Raw genomic sequence first — 22382 nt, 5'->3', positions numbered from 1 at the left:
GTCTTAAGGTGCACGGCACGCTAAGTTGACTGGCGGGTAACACCGGTCACACCACTTGCACGCGAACACGGAGGTTCCTCGTGCGCGAATACAGCGCCCCCGCCGCCAATCCGGTGACCGACGACGAGAACCTCGCGGACGTCGTCTGGGCGAACGCCGAGCGGTTCTCCGATGTCGTGAGTTTCCGCCGCCAGGTCGACGGTACCTGGTTGGACGTCACCGCGAAGGACTTCGCCGCCCAGGTTCTCGCCGTGGCCAAGGGAATGGCACAGGCGGGCATCGCACCGGGCGACCGGATCGGGCTCATGTCGAAGACCCGGTACGAATGGACCCTGATCGATTTCGCGATCTGGGCCGCCGGCGCGGTCACCGTCCCGATCTACGACACCTCCTCGGCCGAGCAGGTCCACTGGATCCTCTCGGACTCGGCGGCGAAGGCCGTGTTCGTCGAGACCGACGAGCACCTCGCGACGCTGGAGTCGGTCAAGGGGCGCCTCGACACGCTTGAGCACACCTGGCAGATCGAGTCCGCCGACGCGCCCGCCGTCGACCACCTGACCGCCGAGGGCGCCGGGCTGAGCGACGACGACCTGCACGAGCGGCGCCGTTCGGTGAAGGCGGGCGACCTCGCCACGATCGTGTACACGTCGGGCACGACCGGCCGTCCCAAGGGCGTCGAGCTGACGCACCGGAACCTCCTGGCCGAGATCCGCGCCGACATCGCCGCGTTCCCGCAGCTGATGGAGCAGGGCAACTCGCTGCTGGTGTTCCTGCCGCTGGCCCACGTCCTCGCCCGCGCCATCGCGGTCACCGCGCTCAGCGCGCGGGTGACCCTCGGGCACACCTCGGACGTCAAGAACCTCGTCGCCGACCTCGGCACCTTCCGGCCGACGTTCGTCGTCGCCGTGCCGCGCGTGTTCGAGAAGGTCTACAACAGCGCGAAGCAGAAGGCCCACGGCGACGGCAAGGGCAAGATCTTCGACGCCGCCGAGGCCACCGCCGTCGCCTACAGCCAGGCACAGGACACCGGGGGCGCCGGGCTGGGCCTGAAGGTCAAGCACGCGCTGTTCGACAAGCTCGTCTTCAGCAAGCTGCGCGCGGCCCTCGGTGGCCGGTGCGTCGCGGCGGTGTCCGGCGGTGCCCCGCTCGGCGTGCGGCTGGCGCATTTCTTCCGCGGCATCGGGGTCCCGGTGTTCGAGGGCTACGGCCTGACCGAGACGTCCGCGGCGGCCTGTGTCGGTACGCAGACGGGCTTCCGGGTCGGCACCGTCGGCAAGCCGGTCGCCGGCACCTCGGTGCGGATCGCCGACGACGGCGAGATCCTGCTCAAGGGTGACGTCGTGTTCGGCGGCTACTTCAACAACCCGGAGGCGACCGCCGAAGCGCTGGAGGACGGCTGGTTCCACACCGGCGACCTCGGCGAGCTGGACGACGAAGGGTTCCTGAAGATCACCGGGCGCAAGAAGGAGATCATCGTGACCGCGGGCGGCAAGAACGTCGCCCCGTCCGGGCTCGAAGACACCATCAAGGCCAGCCCGCTGGTCAGCCAGGCGATGGTGGTCGGCGACCAGCGGCCGTTCATCGGCGCGCTGATCACCATCGACGAGGAGTACTTCCCGGCGTGGAAGTCGCAGCACGGCAAGCCTTCCGACGCCACCGTCTCCGATCTGGCCGACGACGCCGAACTGCGCGCCGAGATCCAGCAGGCCGTCGATCAGGCCAACAGCGCGGTGTCACAGGCCGAGGCGATCAAGAAGTTCACGATCCTCACGAAGGACTTCACCGAGGCGGGCGGCGAGATCACGCCGAGCCTGAAGCTGAAGCGCAACATCGTGAACAAGAACTACGCGAACGACATCGAAGCGCTCTACAAGAAGTAGCTTTTCGGTAGGTGAAGGGCGCTTTCCCCGCATGGCATGCGGGGAAAGCGCCCTTCACCGCGTGGCATGCGGGGAATGCGTCCTTCACCACCTTCAGGGTCAGGGCTCCGGCAAGGTCGGGCTCTTGTTGGTCGTGAGTGGCAAGTGTCGTTAGAACGACACTTGCCACTCACGACCAGCAGCACTGCGACTTTGCCGGGGTCCTGACCTTGAGCGCGGGGAACGAGTCCCACAAGGAGGCCTTCACGGTCCCACTACTTCGCGCGTGAAGGCCCCCTTCCCTCGGCTGAGCCGAGGGAAGGGGGCCTTCACGCGCTTGCGGAAGCGTCGCGTTCAGTCGGCTGAACGCGAACCAAACGTGACGCGTCCCGTCACCAGTTCTGGTAGGTGCCGGTCTCCGGTCCGTTCGCGTTCGCGTCCTTCACGAGACCCCGGAATCCGGCGCCGCCCTTGTTGCAGAGCGACTGCGTGTTGACCGAAACGCCGGTGGCGTTGGCACGCTGCACATCCTCGCCGATGACCAGGCCGCCGCTGACCACCCGCAGGATCACCTCGTCACCGTTGCGCATGCTCTTGCCCTGCGCGTGGATGCAGCCGTTGTCGTTGTTGCGCCACAGGTACACCTGCCGGCCGAACGAGCTCGCGTAGCCCACCTGCGTGTAGGACGCCGCCTGCGCGGCAGGTGCGCTGACCACGGCCATCCCCGCCACCGCGAACGTGGCGAGCAGGACCGCACGGATCTTGTACATCAATCAACCCCCAGGCAGACTTCTTCGTTGACGACGCGGAAAGTACTGAAGATCATCAAGCGTCACCCGGGAAACCCGCCACATGTGACAGGCGTCACGCGGTGATCGTCTCGTCCCACTCGATGTGGTGCCGGTACAGCCAGTTCCGTCCCTCGTCGGATGTCGTCCCCGACGACAGCGCGGCGCTGCTCGCCACCAGCTTCTCCACCCGCGCCCGCCGCAACCGCTCGTAGGCGGCGAAAGCCGTTGGCGCGTCGGGAAGATCGCGCAGGCACTGCGCCAGCACGACACTGTCCTCCAGCGCCATCGACGCCCCCTGCCCCGCCGCCGGGGAGGCGGCGTGCGCCGCGTCTCCGACGAGCACCATCGACTCGGTGGACCACACCGGGGTCGACGGGACGTCGTAGGAGTGGCCGCCGAAGACGTCGTCCCCCGTCGAACGGATGATTTCCGCGGCAGGCAACGGTTCCCCGTCGAAGGCGGCGAACGCCGCCGCACGCCATTCGGCCGCCGACAGTCCTACTCGGACTCCTTCGGCCGTGGGAAGCCGCGCGAACCAGTACGTCGAACCGTCGGGAGCGCTCGTGTAGCCGAAGAAGGCGTACAGGCTCTGGACCATCCGGTAGACGGACGGCGCCTGCGGGACGCTCGTGTCGGTCGTGTAGCCGTAGACGACGTCGAGGCCCGTCGAGCGCGGCGGCGGGCAGTCCGGGTCGATGATGGTCCGGACGACCGAGCGCAGGCCGTCGGCACCGATCAGGATGTCGCCCTCGGCGGTGGACCCGTCTTCGAACCGGGCGATGCCCGGGGAGGCGGAAACGAGCCGCTTCCCGCGCTCGACGGCGATCCCGCGTGAGATCGCCTCCTCCTGCAGCGTGCGATAGAGCGACGCCCGCGTCATCGTGCGTGGCCCGGCGAGGCCGTCGATGTCGAAGGAACGCCGGTCCACGGTGCGCCCGTCCGGCGTCACGAGTTCCAGCCCCACCGCGCCGAAGGAGTTGTCGATCACCGGTCCGTCGGCGCCGATCGCCCGCAGCGCGTCCATGCCGTTGTGCATGATCGTGAGGAACGCGCCCGCGTCCTCACCGCCGGACGCGTACGCCTCGTGGACGCTCGCCTCGATCCCCGCGCGCCGCAACGCCATCGCCGTCACCGTGCCCGCGATACCGCCGCCGATGATCACTGCCTTCACCACGAACCCCCTGTCGTGCCGCCGTCCTGAAAAGGTACCCGGAACGGCGGCACGACAGCGGGGTTCACGCGCCGCCGCTGGCGACGATGTCGCCGTTGACCCCCTTGGGGAAGAAGCCGCCCTCCTTCACCGGGCCCGGGTTCAGGTACACGATGTTGAGCACCCGGTCGGCGCCGCGGCCAAAGCAGATGCCGTTGTTGTCGGCGGGCACGATGTTGGCCTGGTTGCCGAGCAGGATGCCCTGGTCGTCGTCGCCCGGACCGTCGAGGGCGTCCCTCGCGTTGGAGATCTTGGCCGCCGCGTCGCCGAGGTCCCGGTCGAACAGCGACGTCCTGATGGTGGCGGCGTGATACGCCTCGGCGGCCAGGATCCCGGCGGCCGCGTCCAGGAAGGTCTTGTTGGTGATCAGCGGGGCGGCGCCCTTGTAGGCGCTCACACCGACATCCTCGAACAGGAAGGCCGCGAGCAGGAAGTTCTTCTCGTGGGCGAACGGGTCGAACTGCTGGTATTCGCTGATCAGCCCGGCCGCCCTGGCAACGGCGGTGAAGCTGTCCTTGAGGTCGATCTCCGGCCGGGAGACCGCGGCCTCGCCCAGGGCCCCGCGCAGGAATTTGACGTGGGCGACCTCGTCACCCGCGATCTCCTTCGCGAACTGATGCAGGGCCTTGTCGTGGAACATCACCTTCTTGCCGCCGCGCACCCCACCCTGGGTGCCGACGCCGCCGGTGAGGTCGTCCGGCAGTCCGTGCCCGTAGACGGCGAAGGAATAGAACTCGGCTTCGAGGTACTCCAGGTTGAGCGCGAAGTTGAGCACGGCCGCGTCACTGGGGGCGCCCGCCGCGGCGGCTTCGGCGGCCGCGTCGCCCGTGGCCGAAGCGGTCGAGGTGGCCTGGACCCCGAGGTACGTCGCGCCGACGACCCCGAGCCCCGCCGCGCCGGCGGCCTTCAAGAACCGCCGCCGATCCGTGCGGTTCTCGGCACTGCGCGAAATCAAGGTACGAACGAAGGGCTTTCCGAACACGAGTGGTTCCTCTCGTCTTTGCGGTGCACACCCACCCACTCGGACGTTCGGAACCACCCGTGACCCGGATTGGAAAAGATCTCGAATTTATTTCTTCGTCGCCGCGGCAAGGCGAACGCAGACGGCGAGGCCGCGGATCGCTTCCTCGACTTCGGCCAGCTCAGGGTACGTCGGCGCGATGCGGATGACGGCGTCGTCGGGGTCGTCGCCGTACGGGTGGGTCGCGCCGGCCGGGGTCAGGGCGATCCCCGCCTCCTTGGCCAGCCGCACGACCTCCTTGGCGGTCCCGGCGGGCACGGTCAGCGAGATGAAGTACCCGCCGGTCGGCTTCGTCCAGGACGCGAGGCCGCTCTCGCCCAGTTCCTTGGTGAGGATCTCGTCGACGGCCGCGAACTTCGGCCCGATGAGCTCGGCGTGCTTGCGCATGTGCGCACGGACGCCCTCCTCGTCACGCAGGAACAGCGCGTGCCGGAGCTGGTTGACCTTGTCCGGGCCGATGGTCCGCTTGCCGATGAGGCCGATCCACCAGGCCAGGTTGGCCTGGGAGGCGCCGAAGAAGCCGACGCCGCCACCGGCGTAGGTCACCTTCGAGGTGGAGCCGAAGACGAACGCGCGGTCGGCGTTGCCGTGCTCGGCGCACAGCGCGAGCAGGTCGGCCAGCGGTGCCTCGGCCTCGGTGAGGTGGTGCACGGCGTAGGCGTTGTCCCAGAAGATCCGGAAGTCCGGGGCGGCCGTGGCCATCGTCGCCAGGCGGCGCACGGTGTCGTCGCTGTAGGTGACCCCGGTCGGGTTGCTGTACTTCGGCACGCACCAGATGCCCTTGACCGTGGCGTCCTCGGCGACGAGCCGCTCGACGACGTCCATGTCCGGGCCGGTCTCGGTGAGCGGCACCTGGACCAGCTCGATGCCGAAGCGCTCGGCCAGCGCGAAGTGGCGGTCGTAGCCAGGGACGGGGCACAGGAACTTGATGCCCGGCTCGTCGGCCCAGCGGCGCTCGGCGCCCGGGAGCTTGCTGAGGAAGGCCTGCACGATGGTGTCGTGCATGAGCTCCAGGCTGGAGTTGCCCGCCGCCAGCAGCTGCTCGGCCGGGACCTGCAGCGGGCCGGCGAAGATCCGGCGAAGCTCGGGCAGGCCCTTCAGGCCACCGTAGTTGCGGACGTCCGTGCCGTCCTCGGCCTTGCGCACGTCTCCGGGCAGGGCGAGCAGCCCGTCGGCGAGGTCCAGCTGGCGAGGGGACGGCTTGCCGCGGGTGATGTCCAGGGAGAGGCCACAGTCGACGAGGGCCGCGTAGTCGCGGCGGGCGCTCTCGACATCGACAGGTGCAGTGGTCATGCCTAACGCTAAACCCGGCGGCGATCCGGCGTGAGACGAGGGTCGCCCTACGCCCGGCGCCCAAGATCCGATAACGGTTCCGGTGCGTTTTCCAGTATTCGTAACGAGGCCTAATCCTCTAGTGAGCCCCGCCCCGTTTCCCGCATTCTCGGTAATAAGGAGAAATAGGTGAGCGACGAGGGGCGGATAATGGAAGCGAAGAAGTGGGCGGCAGTGACCTTGATGGCCGCAGGCGCCTTGGCCGCGTGCGCGGCACCCACTCAGGGAACGGCGACCCCGGCCGTCACGGTGGCCGCTCCCCCGAACACCATCGTGATCCAGCCACCGGTGGTCGCAGCGCCGCCGCAGACGGTTTATGTCGCACCGCAGACCACCCAGACGGTCTATCCCGCGCCCGCCGTTCCGGTGGCGCAGACGGTGATCGCCTACTACGACGCGCTCAACCGGCGCGATTTCCTCACCGCGTGGAATCTCGGCGGGCAAAGGCTGGCGAAAGGCGGCACTTATGCCTCCTACGTCAAGGGATTCGCGACGACTTCGTGGGCCGCGCTCACCGTCACGAATGTGCGCGGGAGCACCGTGTACGTCGATCTTTCCGCCCGCCAGACCGATGGTTCGATGCGAAGCTTCTCCGGTTCCTACACCGTTTCCGACGGTATGATCATCGGCGCGAACATGAAGCGTCTCTCGTGATCAGAGAGCGGTGAGCCGCGAGATCTTCCACCGGCCATCGACGCGCCGCGCGGTGACCGAAAGCTGGGAGACCGTCGACTGCGGCGTGCCCCCGGTGGCGGCGATGGTCTGCTGGTCGAGGAACAGCAGCACCTCGGCCTCCTCGCCGCGCAACGACCGGACGCCTGCCGAGCGGACCGTCGTCGTGCGCACCAGCTTCTGGTCCTCGGCCCGCTTGCGCGCCGAGGCGAACTGGTCCCGGTACTGCCCGGTCGCCTCGCCGGTCAGCACGTCGGCCGCGGCCCGCTCGGTCCGCGCGAGATTGCTGTAGTCGTAGGAGAAGACGGCCTTCACCCCGGCGCCGACCTGGTCGGCGACCTCGGCGGTCGCGGCCTGGTCCACGAGCGCCGCGTTGCCGTCCGAACCCAGCGAAGACGCCTCCAGCCCGAACCAGACCGCGCAACCGGTGGCCAGCACGATGAGCGCGACCAGGAGCCGCGGCGTCCGGCCGGTCATGATCCCGCCGCCTGCACCGCGCTGACCTTCCAGCCGTCCTCGGCACGCTGGTAGTCCACGGTCAGCCTGCTGATCTTCGGCACGGCCGACCCGCCGCCGGTGCTGATCCGCACGTTCAGCACGGCCATCAGCCGCGCCGTCCCGGCCGCGGCGTCGAGTTCGGTGACCGCGGCCTGTTCGAGCTTGGCCGTCGCCACCGTCTTGCCGGTGTTCGCCCGGTCGATCTGGAGCTGCCGGTCGCCGGCGAGTTCCTTGCCGAGCCGTCCGGTGGTGACGCCGAGCCAGCGGTCGACGTCCTGGGCGCCGGTGCGGTAGTCGATCGTGTTGAGCACCTCCAGCTGCCCGGAGGCGGCGGTGAGCACGGCTTCGCGTTCCCGGCCGCGCGCGAGACCGTCGTCCCGCGCCGCGCTCCACCACGACCAGCCGGTCCAGGCCGCCGCGAGGACGGCCAGCGTGGCGACGACGGTGAGGGCGCGGGTGAGCACTACTTGCCGCCCAGCAACGCGCCCAGCCCGCCGGGTCCGGCGCCGGTGAGCAGGCTCAGCACCCCGGGCAGCTGTGCGGATTCCGCCGCCTGCGGGCTCTGCTTCGGCCGCTCGGGGACCGCGGGCGGCTTACCGGCGTACGGCGCGTTCTGCGAGCCCCGCACCCCGGTGGGGCTTCCCGGCGGCTCGGCGCAGTAGGCCTGCGTGTTCACCGGCGCCTCGGTGAGGTCGTTGGCGGGACGCTGTTTCGTGCCCTCGTAGCCCTTGGTGCACGAGACCGGGTCGAAGAAGTTGAACACCACACCGAGATGGCCGGTCCCGTCCGGCGACGTCGAGCGCGAGAACGCCGAGATGATCGGGTACGCGACGAGGAGTTCCTCGATCGCGTCGGTCCGGGCGGAGGTGATCTGGGCGGTGGTGAGCGTGTTCGCGAACAGCACCCCGAGGTCGGTGCCGGAGACCGCGAGCACGTCGCTGATCTGACGGCTCAGCTTCGGCGCCTCGTCGATCACCCGCCGCAGGTCCGGGTCGGACGTCTTCAGCTGCGCGGCGATCGTCTTGAGCCCGCTGGAGAACTTCGTGATGTTGTCCGCCTGCCGCCGCTGGGTGTCCAGTACCGTCCGGGAACTGGCGAGCAGGCCCTGGGTATCGGGCAGGTACTGCGTCGCGGTCGCGGTCAGCGAACCGGTGCTGTCGAGCAGCTGCCGCAGATCCGGGCCGGCGTTCGCGAAGGCCTCGTAGGTCTCGTCGACGACGGTCTTCAGCGACTCCGGTTTCACGCTCGACACCAGTTTGTCCAAATTGGACAGGACGGTGTCCGGGGCCAGCGGGATCGACGTCCTGTCCCGCTTGATGACCGAACCTTCGGCGAGGTACGGCCCGTTTTCGTGCATGGGCAGCAGATCGACGTACTGCTCCCCCACCGCCGACCGGTTCGCGACCGCGGCCTTCGTGTCCGCCGGGATCTTCGGCGCGCCCGAATCGATGTCGAGACCGAGGTCGATGCCGTGTTCGGTGAGTGTCATCGACGCGACCTTGCCGACTGCGACACCGCGATAGGAGACCTCGGCGTTGATGAAGATCCCGCCGGAATCCACCAGTTGCGCGGTGACGAGGTAGCCCCGCGTACCGAAGAGCCGGTCCAGCCCGGCGTACTTGCCGCCCGCGTAGACGACCGACACCACGGCGATGACGAGGAACGCGGCCAGCTGGATCCTGGTCTTGCGCGTGATCACCGGCCACCTCCCAGCAGCGGCCCGAGGAGCCCGCCGAGTACGCCGCCCAGGACGTCCCCGCTCTGGCCCTGCGGTGCCTGGGGCGCTTGCGGGAGGTCACCGGTCGGCAGTGGCAGCACCGGGGGCGCCGTCCCGTTGTTGAACGGGATCGCGCCGGGCGTGCCGGTGCCCTTGTTCCCGGGCAGCTGGATGATCGGCTGCGAGGAGTTGTTCATGTTCTCCAGGAAGGTGTCCAGGTTCAGGTCGATCTTGGCTTCCACGTTGGCGTAGTCGCCCTTGATCACGTTGCCCGCGTAGTCCGGGAAGGGGTACGTGAGCAGGATCCGCAGCGCGGTCGGCAGGTCCTGGCCCGCTTCGGTCAGCTTCTTCAGCGTCGGCTGCAGCGCGCGGAGGTTCGCCACCAGCTGGTCGCGGCTGGCCTTGATCGTGTCGGTCGCGACCCCGGACAGCGTGTTCAGCGACTGCAGCATGCCGACGAGCTGATCCCGTTGCTCGGTCACGATCTTGAGCCCCGGCGAGAGGTTGTCGAGCGCGTTGGTCAGGTTCTGCGTCTGCCCCACCAGGGTTTTGGACAGCCTGTCGAGGCCGTCGATGGCCCGCAGGATCTCGCCCTTGTGCCCGTCGAGTTCGGTGGCCAGCTTGTCCACTTGGGACAGCAGTGCGCGGACCTCGGCCTCGTTGCCGGTGAGCGCGTCGTTGAGTTCGTGACTGATCTTCTGGATCTGCTCGACGCCGCCGCCGTTGAGCAGCAGGGAAAGCGCGCCGAGGACCTCTTCGACCTCGGGGTTGCGGTTGGTGCGGTCCAGCGGGATCTTCGCACCCTCGGCGAGGGATCCTTCGGGCTTTTCGGGCGCGTGCAGGTCGACGAACTTCTCGCCGAGCAGACTCGACTGGCGCAGTTCGGCGCGCGCGTTCGCGGGCAGCGCGATGTCGCCGTTGACGACCATGTTCACCCACGCCGACCGGGTGTCCGGGGCGAGTTCGATGTTCTCGACCCGGCCGACCGGGACGTCGTTGACCTTCACACTCGCTTGCGGGACGAGGTCGAGGACGTCGGAGAACTGCGCGGAGAGCCGGTACGGATGGTCACCGAGATCCGCGCCGCCCGGGAGCGGGGTGTTGTACAGCCCCGAAAAGCCGCCGTCACCGCAGCCTGCCAGCACCAGCACGCCCGCCATCACGCCCGCGATCTTCCGCCGCTGCCTCATTTCGGGACTCCCTTGGTGAGGACGTCGACCAGCGGGAGCGGCAGCGGCGGCAGTTCGCCGCTCTGCAGCGAGGCCAGTACCTGCGGGACCGACGGGAGCTTCAGCGTGCCGTCGAGGACCGGGGCCAGCTGCTTGCAGATGTTCCCCAGCGCGTCCGGGATCGGCTTGGGCGTACTCGCGCTGATGAGGCGGCACACGGTCAGGATCGGGGGATGCGTCAGCTCGTTCAGGTTGTCCCGTACGGCGATCGTGCCGGACGCCGCGTCGTAGGAGTTGATGAAGTTGGTGGCCCCGGTCGGCGCGATGTCGATCACCTCGGCGAGCGAGGCCCGCTGGTCGACGAGCACCTTCGTCAGCCCGGCCAGTTTGTCCACATTGGACGCGAGCAGATCCTTGTTCTCCGCGACGAACTTCTCGACGTCGCCCATCGCCGTCGCCAGCGAATTCAGCGCGGCCCCCACGTCGGCGGAGTCCGCGGCCAGGAAACCGCTGACGTCGGCGGCGCGGCGGTAGAACTCGTTGAGCTGCCGGTCGCTTTCGGCCAGCGCGCCGGTGAACGAGTTCAGGTTCTGCACCGTGCTGAACAGGTCGCCCTTGGCGCCGTCCAGGGTCTTGGCCAGTTCGGACAGCCGGGTCACCGTGGTGTTCAGGTTCTTCCCATTGCCGCCGAGATTCGCCGCGGCGGTGTCGAGCACGTCCGACAGGGCGCCGTTCTTGTTGGCGCCGTTGGGTCCCAGGCTCGTCGAGAGCTTGTCGAGACTCGTGTAGAGGTCGTCGAGTTCGGCCGGGGTCGCCGTCTTCTCCTTGGCGATCACCGTGTCCGTGGCCATTTCGGGACCGCTCTCGTACGCCGGGGTCAGCTGCACGTACCGGTCGCTCACCAGGCTCGGCGCGACGACGACCGCGCCCGCGTCCGCCGGGATCGGGGTGCCGTCGTCGATCCGCATGTCGACCCGGACCGCCTCGCCCTGGGGCGTCACGCCGGTGATCTCCCCGACCTTCACCCCGAGGACCCGGACCGAAGATCCCGCGTAGAGGCCCACGGTCTTCCCGAAATACGCGCTGATCCGCGTCCCGCCCGTGTCCCTGAACACCAGCCACAGCCCGGCGGTCAGGAGCAGCACGACGACGCAGGCGAAGGCGACCCAGTCGTAGAGCGTGCGAGCCCGAGTGCTCATCGTCCACCCACCCCCTGGTTCGGCGCCGCGATGGGCGGGGTGCAGCCCTCCGGGTTGACCTGGAACGCGCCGGCGATGATCGTCGGCGGCAGCAGCCCGCACAGGTAACCCTCGAACCAGCGCCCGTTCCCGGTCGCGTTGGCGCCGACCCGGGCGAAGGGGGCCATCAGCGCGAGGCTGCGGTTGAGGTTGTCCTGGTTGCGTTGCAGGACGTCGGTGACCTTGCCGAGTTTCTCCAGCGTCGGCTTCAGCTGCTGCCGGTTGTCGGCGACGAGCCCGGACAACTGCGCCGAAACCTGCTGGGTGCCCTTGAGCAACGTGCTGATCGCGTCCTTCCGGTTCTGCAGCTCGGCGAGCAGGAGGTTGCCGTCGTCGAGGATCCGCTTCAGCTGGGCGTTGCGGTCGGACAGCGTCTTGGACACCTTGCTCGTGTTGGCCAGCAACGTCTTCAGGTCACCATCACGCGAAGAAACCGTCTTGGACAACGACGACAGCCCGCCCAGCGCGTCCTTGAGGTACTGAGGGCTGTCCTTGAGCGCGTCGGACAGGACGGTGAAACTCGTCGCCAGCTGCGCGGTGTCGATCTCGCCGACCGTGCCGGACAGCTGCTGGAACGCGTCCTGCAGTTCGAACGGCGTCCGCGTGCGGTCGAGCCCGATGGTGGCGTTCGGATCCTGGTTCGCCTTGCCTTTCGGGGTCAGCGCGAGGAACTTCTCGCCCAGCAGCGTCTTGATCTCGATCGACGCGGACGTCGCGTCGCCGATCCGGACGTCCTTCACCCGGAACTTCACCAGCACCTTCTTGCCCGCCAGCTCGACCGAGCTGACCTGGCCGACCTTCACCCCGGCGACCTGGACCTCGTTGTCCGCCGCCAGCCCCGCCGATTCGCCGAAGTACGCCGAGTAGGTCGTCCCGCTGCCGAACAACGGGATCCGGTCGGAGAAGTAGGTCGTCATCGTGACCAGGAGGAGCAAGACCAGGGCGGCCGCGCCGACCGCGGCCTGATTGCGTTCCTTGAGCGGCTTCACGGCCCGCACCTCTCCGGTCGCTGCGTGCCGGGCAGCGGCGTGATCGGCAGTTCGATGTTGAGCGATTTGATGCCGATGCTGCCGGAGATCCCGCACAGGTAGTAGTTGAACCAGCTGCCGTAGCTCAGCGTCCTGGTGAACTTCTGCAGGTTGCCCGGCAGCACCTGCAGGAGGTGGTCGATCAGCCGTTCCGAATCGCCGAGGTTCTGTGACAGCGCCCCGAGTTGCGCGACGTCGTCCTTGAGGGCGGGGCGCGCGTCGGCGAGCAGGCCCGTCGTGGCGACGGTGAGGTCGCCGAGCGCCTTGACCGCCTCCCCGATCGGCTGCCGCTGCTCGGCAAGGCCGGTGACCAGCCGCTGGGTCTGGTCGATCAGTTCGCCCAGCTGCGGCGAGCGCTTCTCGACGGTGCCGAGCACGGTGTTGAGGTTCGCGATGACGTCGCCGATGATCTTGTCCTTGCCCGCGATGGCCGAGGTGACCGACGCGGTGTGCGCGAGCAGGCTGGTGATCGTGCCGCCCTCGCCCTGGAACACCTGGATGATCTCGTAGGAGAGTTTGTTGACGTCCTCGGGGTTCAGCGCGCGGAAGAGCGGTTTGAACCCGTTGAAGAGCACGGTCAGGTTCAGCGCCGGTTTGGTGCGCTCGGGCGGGATGACCCCGCCGCGCGGCAGCGACTTCTCGTCCCCGATGTCCGTGCCGAGCGAGAGGTACCGCTGCCCGACGAGGTTGCGGTACTTGATGGTCGCGGTCACCGACGACGGCAGCCGGTGCGTGGTCTGGACGTCGAAGTGGACCTGGGCGAGGTTCCGTTCGCCCTCTTCGACCTCGATCCTGCCGACCTGCCCGACCTTCACGCCGACGATGCGGACGTCGTCGCCTTCCTTGAGCCCGGACGCGTCGGTGAACTTGGCGACGTAGCCCGAAGTTTCGCCGAAGTTGGTGTTCGCGATGGTGGCGCCGAGGATCGCGGTGAGCAGCACGGTCACCACGGCGAAGACGAGGATCTTGACCAGATCCGGCACGAAGGACCTCATCGCAGCTCCACCTCCGCGCCCCGGTACAGCGGCCCGACCAGCAGGCTGCCCCAGTTCGGCACCTGGTCCGGGGTCGTGCCCATGGCGGGCGAAACGAGCAGGTCGATCAGCCGCTGCTCGTCCGGCGTGTTCACCACCGAACCACCCGCGCTCCCGCCTGAGGGCAGCCTGCCGTCCGGGTCACGCGGCGGCGCCGGTTTGGACGAACCGTCGGCGATCGCGCCGTCCGGCGGATACTGCGGCCAGCGTCCGGGCGGCGGCACCTGCGGATAGCACCGCGGTCCGCGTTTGTCGTCGTACTTCGGCTCGTCGACACCGGGCAGGTACTTGCCGCGGCTCGGCGTGAACTCGATGGTCACCCGGCTGACCTCGGGATGCGCGGTGCCCTTGCCGAACGCGAGTTCCGCGCGCGGCACCGATTCGGCCAGCTGCTTGAGCAGGCACGGGTACTCCGGCGCGTACTTCGCGAGGACGTCCAACGTGGGCTGGAGATTGGTGGTGAGGCGGATCAGGTTGTCCTGATTGACTTTCAGGAAGCCCGTCAGGTCGATCGAGGCCGCGGTCACCGTCGAGTAGACGTCGGCGAGACCGCGCTGGCGCTCGACCAGGGTCTTGCTCGTGGTGGTCAGATCCGACAGCGCGGCCAGCAGATCCGGCGCGGCGTGAGCGTAGATCGCGGCGGCGTCGGCCAGTCCGGTGATGTCGGCCTTGAGATCGGGCAGCGACGGGTTCACCTTCCCGAGATAGTCCGAGAGTCCCGCCAAAGTCGTGCCGAGCTGTTTGCCCTGTCCGTCCAAAGCGGACGCGACGGCGTTGAGCGTGCTCGCCATCTTCTCCGGCTGGACGGCCTGCAGCAACGGCATCACGTTCCCCAGCACGGTCTCCAGCTCGATCGCGCTGCTGCTGCGGTCCTGCGGGATGACGTCGCCCTCGGCGATAGGCCGTTCGGGTTTCCCGGGTAGCTGCAAGGCGACATACCGCTCACCGAACAATGTCTTCGGCAGCAGGCGCGCGGACACGTTGGCCGGGATGACCGGCGTCTTGTCCGGTTGCAGCGCCAGGTCCATCGTCGCGTGATCACCGTGGGCCTGGATCGACCGCACCTCGCCGACGACCATCCCGCGCACCTTGACGTCCGCGCCCTCGCGCATCTGGTTGCCGATGCGGTCGGTCTCCAGTTTCACCAGGGTCACCGTGGTGAAGGCCTTCTGATAGAAGGCGATGGTGGTGGCGAAGAACAGCACGACCACCACGAGGAAGATCAGGCCCAGCACCTGGTGCCGGAGCCGCCGCAGCAGAATCCCCCTGTTCACCCGGAAATCCTCACCGTCGTCGTCGCGCCCCAGATCGCGAGGCTCAGGAAGAAGTCGAGTACGGAGATCAGCACGATCGCCGTCCGCACCGCGCGGCCGACGGCGACGCCGACCCCGGCGGGCCCGCCGCTGGCGGGGTAGCCGTAATAGCAATGGGAAAGGATGACGAGCACGCTGAAGATGATCACCTTGAGGAACGACCAGAGGACGTCCTCGGGCGGCAGGAACAGCGTGAAGTAGTGGTCGTAGGTGCCCGCGGACTGGCCGTAGAGCCAGATGGTGATCTGCCGCGAGGCCAGATAGGACGAGAGCAGCCCGACGGCGTAGAGCGGGATGACCGCGGTGACGCCGGCGATCACCCGGGTCGTCACGAGATAGGGCATGCTCGGCACACCCATCACTTCGAGCGCGTCGATCTCCTCGGAGATCCGCATCGCGCCCAGCTGCGCGGTGAACCCGCAGCCGACGGTGGCCGAGAGCGCGAGCCCCGCGGACAGCGGTGCGACCTCGCGGGTGTTGAAGTAGGCGGAGATGAACCCGGTCAGCGCCGCGGTGCCGAGCTGGTTCAGCGCGGAATAGCCCTGCAGGCCGACGATGAGCCCGGTGAACAGGGTCATCCCGATCATCACGCCGAGCGTCCCGCCGATCACCGCGAGCGCGCCGGTGCCGAAGCTGACCTCGGTCAGCAGGCGGAAGACTTCGCGGCCGTAACGCCGGATCGTCCGCGGGGCCCAGGCCAGCGCGCGGAAGTAGAACGACAGCTGGCCGCCGAAACCTTCCAGCATCGCGCCGGGACGCGCGATGATCTCGAGCGTCCGATCCGAGACAGCGGGTTCGCCTGCCATGTCACATCGCCTTCGGCGGCACGATCCGCAGGTAGATCGCGGTCAGCACGACGTTGATCAGGAACAGCAGCAGGAAGGTGATCACCACGGCCTGGTTCACCGCGTCGCCGACCCCCTTCGGCCCGCCCGCCGGGTTGAGCCCGCGGAAGGCCGCGACCACCCCGGCGACGAAGCCGTAGAGGAGCGCCTTGATCTCGCTGACCCACAGATCCGGCACCTGGGCCAGCGCGTTGAAGCTGGCGAGGTACGCGCCCGGGGTGCCACCCTGCATGACGACGTTGAAGAAGTAGCCGCCGAGCACACCGACGACACTGACCAAACCGTTCAGCAGCACCGAAACCACGATCGCGGCCAGGACACGGGGCACGATCAGGCGCTGGATCGGGTTGACCCCGAGTACTTCCATCGCGTCGATCTCTTCGCGGATCTTGCGGGCGCCGATGTCGGCGCAGACCGCGCTGCCGCCCGCGCCCGCCACCAGCAACGCGGTGATCAGCGGGCTCGCCTGCTGGACGATCGCGAGCGCGCTCGCGGCGCCGGTGAACGACTGCGCGCCGATCTGCTGGGTCAGCGACCCCAGCTGCAAAGCGATGACCGCGCCGAACGGGATCGCGACCAGCGCCGTCGGCAGGATGGTGACGCTGGCGAAGAACCAGCACTGCTGGATCCATTCGCGGAACTGGAACGGGCGTTTGAAGATCGCGCGCAGGACCTCCCACGACAGCGTCGCGAGCCTGCCGACCTGAGTGAGCGCACCCGTACCCGGGACGGACACCGACGCGTTCACAGAACCTCCCAGTAGCCTGCCCCGAGTCTTACTCCACCTGTCAACGCCCCATTGCGTTAGCGGTGTTCACTTTGCTCTCGGCACCTCCACGCTAGAACTTGAGTGCGTGCGTCGCCGTCGCGCCGCCGTCGGCGACGAACTCCGCGCCCGTGCTGTACGAACTTTCGTCACTGGCCAGGAACAACACGAGTTTCGCGATGTCCTCCGGCTGCCCGACCCGGCCCAAAGCGACTTTCTTGCCCACCCACGACATGTCGACTTTCTGCCCGCCCGCCGCGGCGGCGACCATCGGCGTGTCGATCGCGCCGGGGTGCACGGAGTTGACGCGGATGTTCTTCGCGCCGAGTTCGAGCGCGGCGACCTTGGTCATCCCGCGGATGGCGAACTTGCTCGCGGTGTAGGCGACGAGGAACGGCATTCCGGCGAGGCCTTCCACAGAGGACACGTTGACGATGGAGCCGCCTCCGGCCCCGGTCATCGGTTCAACGACCGAACGCATCCCGAGAAACGCCCCGATCTGGTTGACCCGGATGACGCGTTCGTAATCGGCCAGCGTGGTCTTGCCCAGTTCCGAGAAATGCAGGATGCCCGCGTTGTTGACCAGCACCGTCGGCGGGCCGAACTCGGTCCGGGTGCGCTGGATCGCCGCGTCCCAGTCGGTCTCGTCACCGACGTCGAGATGCTGGTAGACACAGGCTTCACCGAGGTCGGCGGCGAGTTTCTTGCCGTCGAGGTCGTTGACGTCGGCGATCACCACCCGCGCGCCCTCGGCGACGAACAGCCGCGCGGCCGCCTCGCCCTGTCCCCTGGCCCCGCCGGTGATCAGCGCTACCTTGCCTTCGAGCCTGCCCACTACATCATCTCCCACGGTCTACGGCAGCGACATGATCTCGGAAGCGGCGAACATGCGTTCCGGGTCGCGGTCGGCGAAGTAGCCGCCCACGGATGTGACGAGTTCTTCGGCGGTCCAGGTGCCGTTGACGGTGTCGAACCGCTGTTCCACCGACGGCGGCCGCATCAGCGCGACCATCCCGCCGTAGACGAGGAACACCTGGCCGTTGACGCGGTCGGACTCCGGTGAGCAGAGGAAGGACACGAACGGCGCGACGTGGTCGACCGAAAGCGGGTCGATCCCCTCCGGGGCGTCGGCCCCGAAGACCGCTTCGGTCATCGCCGTGCGGGCGCGCGGGCAGATCGCGTTGGCGCGGACGCCGTACCGCGAAAGCCCGCGCGCGGTGGAGACGGTGAGCGCGGCGATGCCCGCCTTGGCCGCGCCGTAGTTCGGCTGGCCGGGGGCGCCGAGCAGGAACGACTCCGACGCGGTGTTGACCACCCGGCCGTACACCGGCGCGCCGTCCACTTTGGACTTGTCCCGCCAGTACGCCCCGGCGTTGCGGGAAAGCAGGAAGTGCCCGCGCAGGTGGACGCCGAGTACGGTGTCCCAGTCGTCGTCGGACATCGAGAAGAGCATCCGGTCACGCAGCACGCCGGCGTTGTTGACCACGATGTGGAGGCCGCCGAAGTGGTCGACGGCGGCGGTGAGCAGCGCGTCCGCGGTCGAGGACTCCGAGACGTCGCCGGTGACCGCGACCGCCTTGCCGCCCTCGGCCTCGATCTCGTCGGCCACCACCTGCGCCGCGGCCGACACGTCGTTGACCACCACCCGCGCGCCCGCCGCGGCCAGCGCCAGCGCCTCGGCCCGGCCGAGTCCCGCGCCCGCCCCGGTGACGATGGCCGTCCTGCCGTCCAAGCTCACTCCAGGCCTCCTGCCTTTCCACACCCAGCCTCACCGCACACACTAGAATCTGTTCTCGCCGCATGCAAGGTCCAAATAAACGGTGCTAACCACGGATGAGCAGCGCGTTTTTCGGGCAACTCGCGACAGCTTGAGTAACACGTTCTACCTGATTCTCCGGAACTTCGACCGAGGCGAGGACCAGTTCCTCCTCGTCGTCGAGATCGAAGACCTCGGGCGCGAAGCCGACACAGATCGCGTTCGCCTCGCAGAGCGAGCGATCGACGTCGATCTCCATATTCCCTCCTCGCCGCCACACCTGGTACAACTAGAACAGGTTCTACCTTAGCGCCGCGAGCGGCCATGGCACCAGTAACGAGCACCGACGGCAGAGGTGACGGATGCGGATCGACTACACGCCGGAACAGCGCGCCCTGGCCGGGGAACTGCGTGAGTACTTCGCCGGGCTGATGACCCCCGAACGCCGTGAAGCGCTGGCCGGTGACGGCGGCGAGTACGGCGACGGCCTGGTGTACAAGGAGATCGTGCGCGATCTGGGCGCCTCGGGCTGGCTCGCGATCGGCTGGCCGCGCGAGTACGGCGGGCAGGACCGGCCGATGCTCGACCAGCTCATCTTCACCGACGAGGCGGCCGCGGCCGGGGTGCCCGTCCCGTTCCTCACGGTGAACACCGTCGGGCCGACCATCATGCGCTACGGCACCGAAGAACAGAAGGCGTTCTACCTGCCGAAGATCGCCGCCGGCGAGCTGCACTTCGCGATCGGCTACTCCGAACCGGGTGCCGGGACCGACCTGGCCTCGCTGCGCACCCGCGCGGTCCGTGACGGCGACGACTACGTGATCAACGGCCAGAAGATGTGGACGAGCCTGATCGAGTACGCCGACTACGTCTGGCTCGCCGCCCGCACCGACCCCGAGGCCCGCAAGCACAAGGGCCTCAGCATGCTGATCGTGCCGACGTCGGCGCCCGGGTTCTCCTGGACGAAGGTGCGCACGGTCGCCGGGCCCGGCACGAGCGCGACCTACTACGACGACGTGCGCGTGCCGGTGACCTCCCGGGTCGCCGGGGAGAACGAGGGCTGGCCGCTCATCACCAACCAGCTCAACCACGAACGCGTCGCGCTGACCTCGGCCGCGCCGATCCAGACGTCCGTGCGCGACGTGCGGACCTGGGCGCAGACGACCAAGCTGCCCGACGGCTCCCGCGTCATCGACGCGCCGTGGGTGCGGCTGCACCTGGCGCGGATCCACGCGCACGCGGAGTACCTGAAACTGCGGAACTGGCGGATCGCCTGGGCGGCCGCGAGCAGCGACCTCGGCCCGGCGGAGGCGTCGGCGACCAAGGTGTTCGGCACGGAGTTCGCGACCGAGGCGTACCGGCTGATGATGGAGATCCTCGGCGCGGGGGCCGTGGTCCGCGAAGGCTCCCCCGGCGCGTTGCTGCGCGGCCGGATCGAACGGCTGCACCGGTCGTCGCTGATCCTCACCTTCGGCGGCGGCACCAACGAGATCCAGCGGGACATGATCGCCGCGACCGCCCTCGGCCTGCCCGTCACCCGCTAGGAGGCACCCATGGACTTCACGCTCACCGAAGCGCAGCAGGACCTCGCGTCCCTCACTCGCCGGATCCTGACGGACAAGGTGACCCCGGACATGCTGGGGTCACACGGTTCCGGCGGCTTCGACGCTCCACTGTGGACAGCGTTGGCACAGGCCGGGGTGGTCGACGCCGCGCTGCCCCAGTCGGTCGGCGGTGGCGGGTTCGGACTGCTGGAGCAGTGTTCCGTCCTGGCCGAGATCGGCCGCGCGGTCGCGCCGGTCCCCTACCTGACGTCGGTCGTCCTGGGTGCCGCCGCCGTGGCCGAATTCGGTGACGGGCGGCTCGCCGAACGCTGGGTCGTCCCGGTCCTGCGCGGCGACCACGTCCTCGCGGTGGCGCTGCCCGACTACGGCGTGCCGTGCGGTTTCACCGCCGAAGCCGACGGCGACGGCTGGCGGCTGACCGGCGCGCAGACCGCGGTCCCGTTCGGCGCCTTCGCGCACGGGTTCCTCGTCGAGGCCGCGATCGACGGCGGACGCCAGGTGTTCCTGCTCGACGCGGACTCGGTGACCGTCTCGCCGCAACGGACCGTCGACCACGCCGACGCGGCACTCGTCGAACTGTCCGGCGCGAAGGCCACGGTCTCGCTGGGGGACATCGGTGAGTGGCTGCGGTTGCGCGGCACCATCGGCGTCTGCGCCCAGCAACTCGGCGTCGTGGAACGAGCGCTGGAACTGACCGCCGCGTACGCGCGGGAACGGAAGCAGTTCGGCCACCTCATCGGGAGTTTCCAGGCGGTCCGGCAGCGGCTGGCCGACGCCTACGTCGACGTCGAAGCCGTCCGGCTGACCCTGTGGCAGGCCGCCTGGCGGCTGAGTGAAGGACTTCCGGCGGCCGAGGAGGTCGCGACGGCGAAGTTCTGGGCGGCCGAAGCCGGGCACCGCGTCGCGCACACCGCCGTGCACGTCCACGGCGGGGGCGGCATCGACGTCGACCACACGCTGCACCGCTACTTCGTCGCGGCGAAACGGCTCGAATTCACCCTGGGCGGGGCGACCGCGCAGCTGCGGGGCCTCGGCGATCTCCTGGCCGCGGACCCGGCATGACCCCCACGGTCACGGAACTCCTGCTCGCCCGGGCGGAGGACCGCTCGACCGGGCTGCTGTCCGAGGACCGGCGCTGGTCCTGGGCCGAGCACGTCGAGGCGTGTACCGCGCACGCCGCCGCGCTCACCCGGATTCTGCGTCCGGGCGGGCATTTCGGGCTGCTGGCCGACAACGTCCCCGAGTTCTCGTTCCTGCTCGGCGGCGCGGCGCTGTCGGGGCACGTCTTGGTCGGCCTGAACCCGACGCGCCGGGGCGCGGCGCTGGCCCGCGACGTCGCGCTGGCCGACTGCGACCTGGTGTTCGCCGAGGAGAAGTACCTCCCGCTGCTGTCCGAGGCCGGGGTCCCGGTGCTTCCGCTGAGCGCCCTCGAACCCTCCCGGGACACGATCGTCCCCGTGGCCGCGAAACCCGAAGACCTGCTCATGCTGATCTTCACCTCGGGCACCAGCGGTGATCCCAAGGCCGTCCGGTGCACGCACGGCAAGATCGCCTACCCCGGCGAGATGCTGGCCTCCCGGTTCGGGCTGTCCACACAGGACACCGTGTACGTGTCGATGCCGATGTTCCACTCCAACGCCATCATGGCGGGCTGGTCGGTCGGCCTCGCCGCGGGCGCGGGGATCGCGCTGCGGCGGCGGTTCTCCGCCTCCGGCTTCCTGCCGGACGTCCGGAAGTTCGGTGCGACGTACGCCAACTACGTCGGCAAGCCACTGTCCTATGTGCTCGCCACTCCCGAGCGGGGCGACGACGCCGACAACCCCTTGAAACTGGTCTACGGCAACGAAGGCGCGGAAGCGGATCTCGCCGCTTTCGGCGCGCGCTTCGGCTGCCACGTGGTCGACGCGTTCGGTTCGACCGAGGGCGGGGTGAACTTCGGCCGGGACGCCACCACACCGCCGGGTTCCCTCGGCAGGCTCCTCGACGGTGTCGCGATCCTCGATCCGGAGACCGGGAAGCCCTGTCCCCCGGCGGAATTCGACGCGAACGGGAAGTTGCTCAACGCCGCCGAGGCGGTCGGCGAGCTGGTCAACACCGGTGGCCCGGGCTTCTTCGCCGGGTACTACGGGGATCCGGCCGCCGAGGCCGAGCGGATGCGCGACGGGATGTACCACACCGGCGACCTGGCGTACCTCGACGCGGACGGCTACTGCTATTTCGCCGGGCGGCTCGGCGACTGGCTCCGCGTCGACGGCGAGAACCTCGGCACCGCCCCGATCGAACGCGCGCTCCTCCGGCATCCGGCCGTCGGCGAGGCGGCGGTCTACGGCGTGCCGGATCCGCGCGTGGGCGACCAGGTGATGGCCGCGCTGGTCTGCCGCGCACCGGTGGACGCGGACGAGTTCGCCGCTTTCGTGCTGGCGCAAGGCGATCTCGGGCCGAAGCAGCGGCCGCGGTTCGTGCGGGTCGTCGAGGAACTGCCGCGGACGGCGACGCACAAGGTGCTCAAGCGGGAACTGGCGGCGGAGGGGACCTCGGGCGCCTGGGAACTGCGATACCCGTCATGAT

General features: G+C 68.8%; 22 protein-coding genes. 5 read left to right on the top strand and 17 right to left on the bottom strand.

Translation table 11 applies throughout. From position 1 onward, the window contains the following. Positions 1 to 80 precede the first annotated feature (80 nt). The gene (locus SD37_RS13105) at positions 81 to 1880 is read left to right on the top strand and encodes an AMP-dependent synthetase/ligase (RefSeq protein WP_044854275.1); all 1800 of its coding nucleotides are present in this window, start codon (positions 81 to 83) and stop codon (positions 1878 to 1880) included. 371 nt (positions 1881 to 2251) lie between these two features. On the opposite strand, the gene SD37_RS13100 is transcribed toward SD37_RS13105, so the two are convergent. From SD37_RS13100 to SD37_RS13085, 4 genes are all read right to left on the bottom strand, one after another. After that, on the bottom strand, positions 2252 to 2629 hold the full coding sequence (locus SD37_RS13100; protein WP_044854274.1) for a hypothetical protein: 378 nt from the start codon (positions 2627 to 2629) through the stop codon (positions 2252 to 2254). Between the two features lie 94 nt (positions 2630 to 2723). Next, the gene (locus tag SD37_RS13095) at positions 2724 to 3821 is read right to left on the bottom strand and encodes an FAD-dependent oxidoreductase (RefSeq protein ID WP_065912820.1); all 1098 of its coding nucleotides are present in this window, start codon (positions 3819 to 3821) and stop codon (positions 2724 to 2726) included. A gap of 64 nt (positions 3822 to 3885) precedes the next feature. Beyond that, entirely contained in the window at positions 3886 to 4842 is a 957-nt protein-coding gene (locus tag SD37_RS13090; RefSeq protein ID WP_044854273.1) for a ferritin-like domain-containing protein, read from the bottom strand. Positions 4843 to 4929: 87 nt separating this feature from the next. After that, complete coding sequence (locus SD37_RS13085) at positions 4930 to 6174, bottom strand: aspartate aminotransferase type Ic (RefSeq protein WP_044854272.1); 1245 nt, start codon at positions 6172 to 6174, stop codon at positions 4930 to 4932. 168 nt (positions 6175 to 6342) lie between these two features. Here SD37_RS13085 and SD37_RS13080 point away from each other — a divergent pair, with 168 nt between their 5' ends. Next, the gene (locus tag SD37_RS13080; protein WP_236725354.1) at positions 6343 to 6867 is read left to right on the top strand and encodes a hypothetical protein; all 525 of its coding nucleotides are present in this window, start codon (positions 6343 to 6345) and stop codon (positions 6865 to 6867) included. Here the strand turns inward: SD37_RS13080 and SD37_RS13075 are convergent, their stop codons facing one another. The 13 genes from SD37_RS13075 to SD37_RS13015 form a co-directional block, all read right to left on the bottom strand. Next, positions 6868 to 7362 carry a hypothetical protein gene (locus SD37_RS13075; RefSeq protein WP_044854270.1) on the bottom strand — a complete coding sequence of 165 codons (495 nt, stop codon included), beginning with the start codon at positions 7360 to 7362 and terminating at the stop codon, positions 6868 to 6870. Then, positions 7359 to 7847 (bottom strand): hypothetical protein, encoded by a 489-nt coding sequence (locus SD37_RS13070; protein WP_044854269.1) that lies wholly within the window; start codon positions 7845 to 7847, stop codon positions 7359 to 7361. The genes SD37_RS13075 and SD37_RS13070 overlap by 4 nt, the downstream gene beginning before the upstream one ends. Continuing rightward, positions 7847 to 9082 (bottom strand): MCE family protein, encoded by a 1236-nt coding sequence (locus SD37_RS13065; protein ID WP_044854268.1) that lies wholly within the window; start codon positions 9080 to 9082, stop codon positions 7847 to 7849. The genes SD37_RS13070 and SD37_RS13065 overlap by 1 nt, the downstream gene beginning before the upstream one ends. Next, a complete protein-coding gene (locus SD37_RS13060; protein ID WP_044854267.1) occupies positions 9079 to 10290 on the bottom strand; it encodes an MCE family protein in 1212 nt (403 codons plus the stop codon). Before SD37_RS13060 ends, SD37_RS13065 begins: the two co-directional genes overlap by 4 nt. After that, complete coding sequence (locus SD37_RS13055) at positions 10287 to 11468, bottom strand: MCE family protein (protein WP_044854266.1); 1182 nt, start codon at positions 11466 to 11468, stop codon at positions 10287 to 10289. Before SD37_RS13055 ends, SD37_RS13060 begins: the two co-directional genes overlap by 4 nt. Beyond that, positions 11465 to 12496 (bottom strand): MCE family protein, encoded by a 1032-nt coding sequence (locus SD37_RS13050; RefSeq protein ID WP_044854437.1) that lies wholly within the window; start codon positions 12494 to 12496, stop codon positions 11465 to 11467. The genes SD37_RS13055 and SD37_RS13050 overlap by 4 nt, the downstream gene beginning before the upstream one ends. After that, positions 12493 to 13530, bottom strand: a complete 1038-nt coding sequence (locus SD37_RS13045; protein WP_044854265.1) for an MCE family protein — start codon at positions 13528 to 13530, stop codon at positions 12493 to 12495. Before SD37_RS13045 ends, SD37_RS13050 begins: the two co-directional genes overlap by 4 nt. Beyond that, positions 13527 to 14843, bottom strand: coding sequence for an MCE family protein (locus SD37_RS13040; protein ID WP_044854264.1), 1317 nt, complete (start codon positions 14841 to 14843; stop codon positions 13527 to 13529). Before SD37_RS13040 ends, SD37_RS13045 begins: the two co-directional genes overlap by 4 nt. Beyond that, complete coding sequence (locus SD37_RS13035; protein WP_065912819.1) at positions 14840 to 15688, bottom strand: MlaE family ABC transporter permease; 849 nt, start codon at positions 15686 to 15688, stop codon at positions 14840 to 14842. Before SD37_RS13035 ends, SD37_RS13040 begins: the two co-directional genes overlap by 4 nt. Before the next feature lies 1 nt (position 15689). After that, entirely contained in the window at positions 15690 to 16475 is a 786-nt protein-coding gene (locus tag SD37_RS13030; RefSeq protein ID WP_143104862.1) for an MlaE family ABC transporter permease, read from the bottom strand. 91 nt (positions 16476 to 16566) lie between these two features. Then, positions 16567 to 17328, bottom strand: a complete 762-nt coding sequence (locus tag SD37_RS13025) for a glucose 1-dehydrogenase (protein ID WP_044854262.1) — start codon at positions 17326 to 17328, stop codon at positions 16567 to 16569. Positions 17329 to 17346: 18 nt separating this feature from the next. Beyond that, positions 17347 to 18231: a 3-oxoacyl-ACP reductase gene (locus tag SD37_RS13020; RefSeq protein WP_037304132.1), complete on the bottom strand. Its 885-nt coding sequence runs from the start codon at positions 18229 to 18231 to the stop codon at positions 17347 to 17349. A gap of 85 nt (positions 18232 to 18316) precedes the next feature. Further along, positions 18317 to 18508 carry a ferredoxin gene (locus SD37_RS13015; RefSeq protein WP_044854261.1) on the bottom strand — a complete coding sequence of 64 codons (192 nt, stop codon included), beginning with the start codon at positions 18506 to 18508 and terminating at the stop codon, positions 18317 to 18319. Between the two features lie 103 nt (positions 18509 to 18611). Between SD37_RS13015 and SD37_RS13010 the strand changes: the two genes are divergently transcribed. The 3 genes from SD37_RS13010 to SD37_RS13000 are packed head-to-tail and all read left to right on the top strand — an operon-like array spanning position 18612 to position 22381. Beyond that, positions 18612 to 19793, top strand: a complete 1182-nt coding sequence (locus SD37_RS13010; protein WP_044854260.1) for an acyl-CoA dehydrogenase family protein — start codon at positions 18612 to 18614, stop codon at positions 19791 to 19793. Positions 19794 to 19802: 9 nt separating this feature from the next. Continuing rightward, positions 19803 to 20876, top strand: a complete 1074-nt coding sequence (locus SD37_RS13005; protein WP_065912818.1) for an acyl-CoA dehydrogenase family protein — start codon at positions 19803 to 19805, stop codon at positions 20874 to 20876. Continuing rightward, positions 20873 to 22381 (top strand): long-chain-fatty-acid--CoA ligase, encoded by a 1509-nt coding sequence (locus SD37_RS13000; RefSeq protein ID WP_044854258.1) that lies wholly within the window; start codon positions 20873 to 20875, stop codon positions 22379 to 22381. The genes SD37_RS13005 and SD37_RS13000 overlap by 4 nt, the downstream gene beginning before the upstream one ends. The last annotated feature ends 1 nt before the right edge of the window (position 22382 follow it).

This window comes from Amycolatopsis orientalis, from assembly GCF_000943515.2.
GTDB lineage: Bacteria > Actinomycetota > Actinomycetes > Mycobacteriales > Pseudonocardiaceae > Amycolatopsis > Amycolatopsis orientalis.
This window is presented reverse-complemented; position numbering and strand designations above follow the sequence as displayed.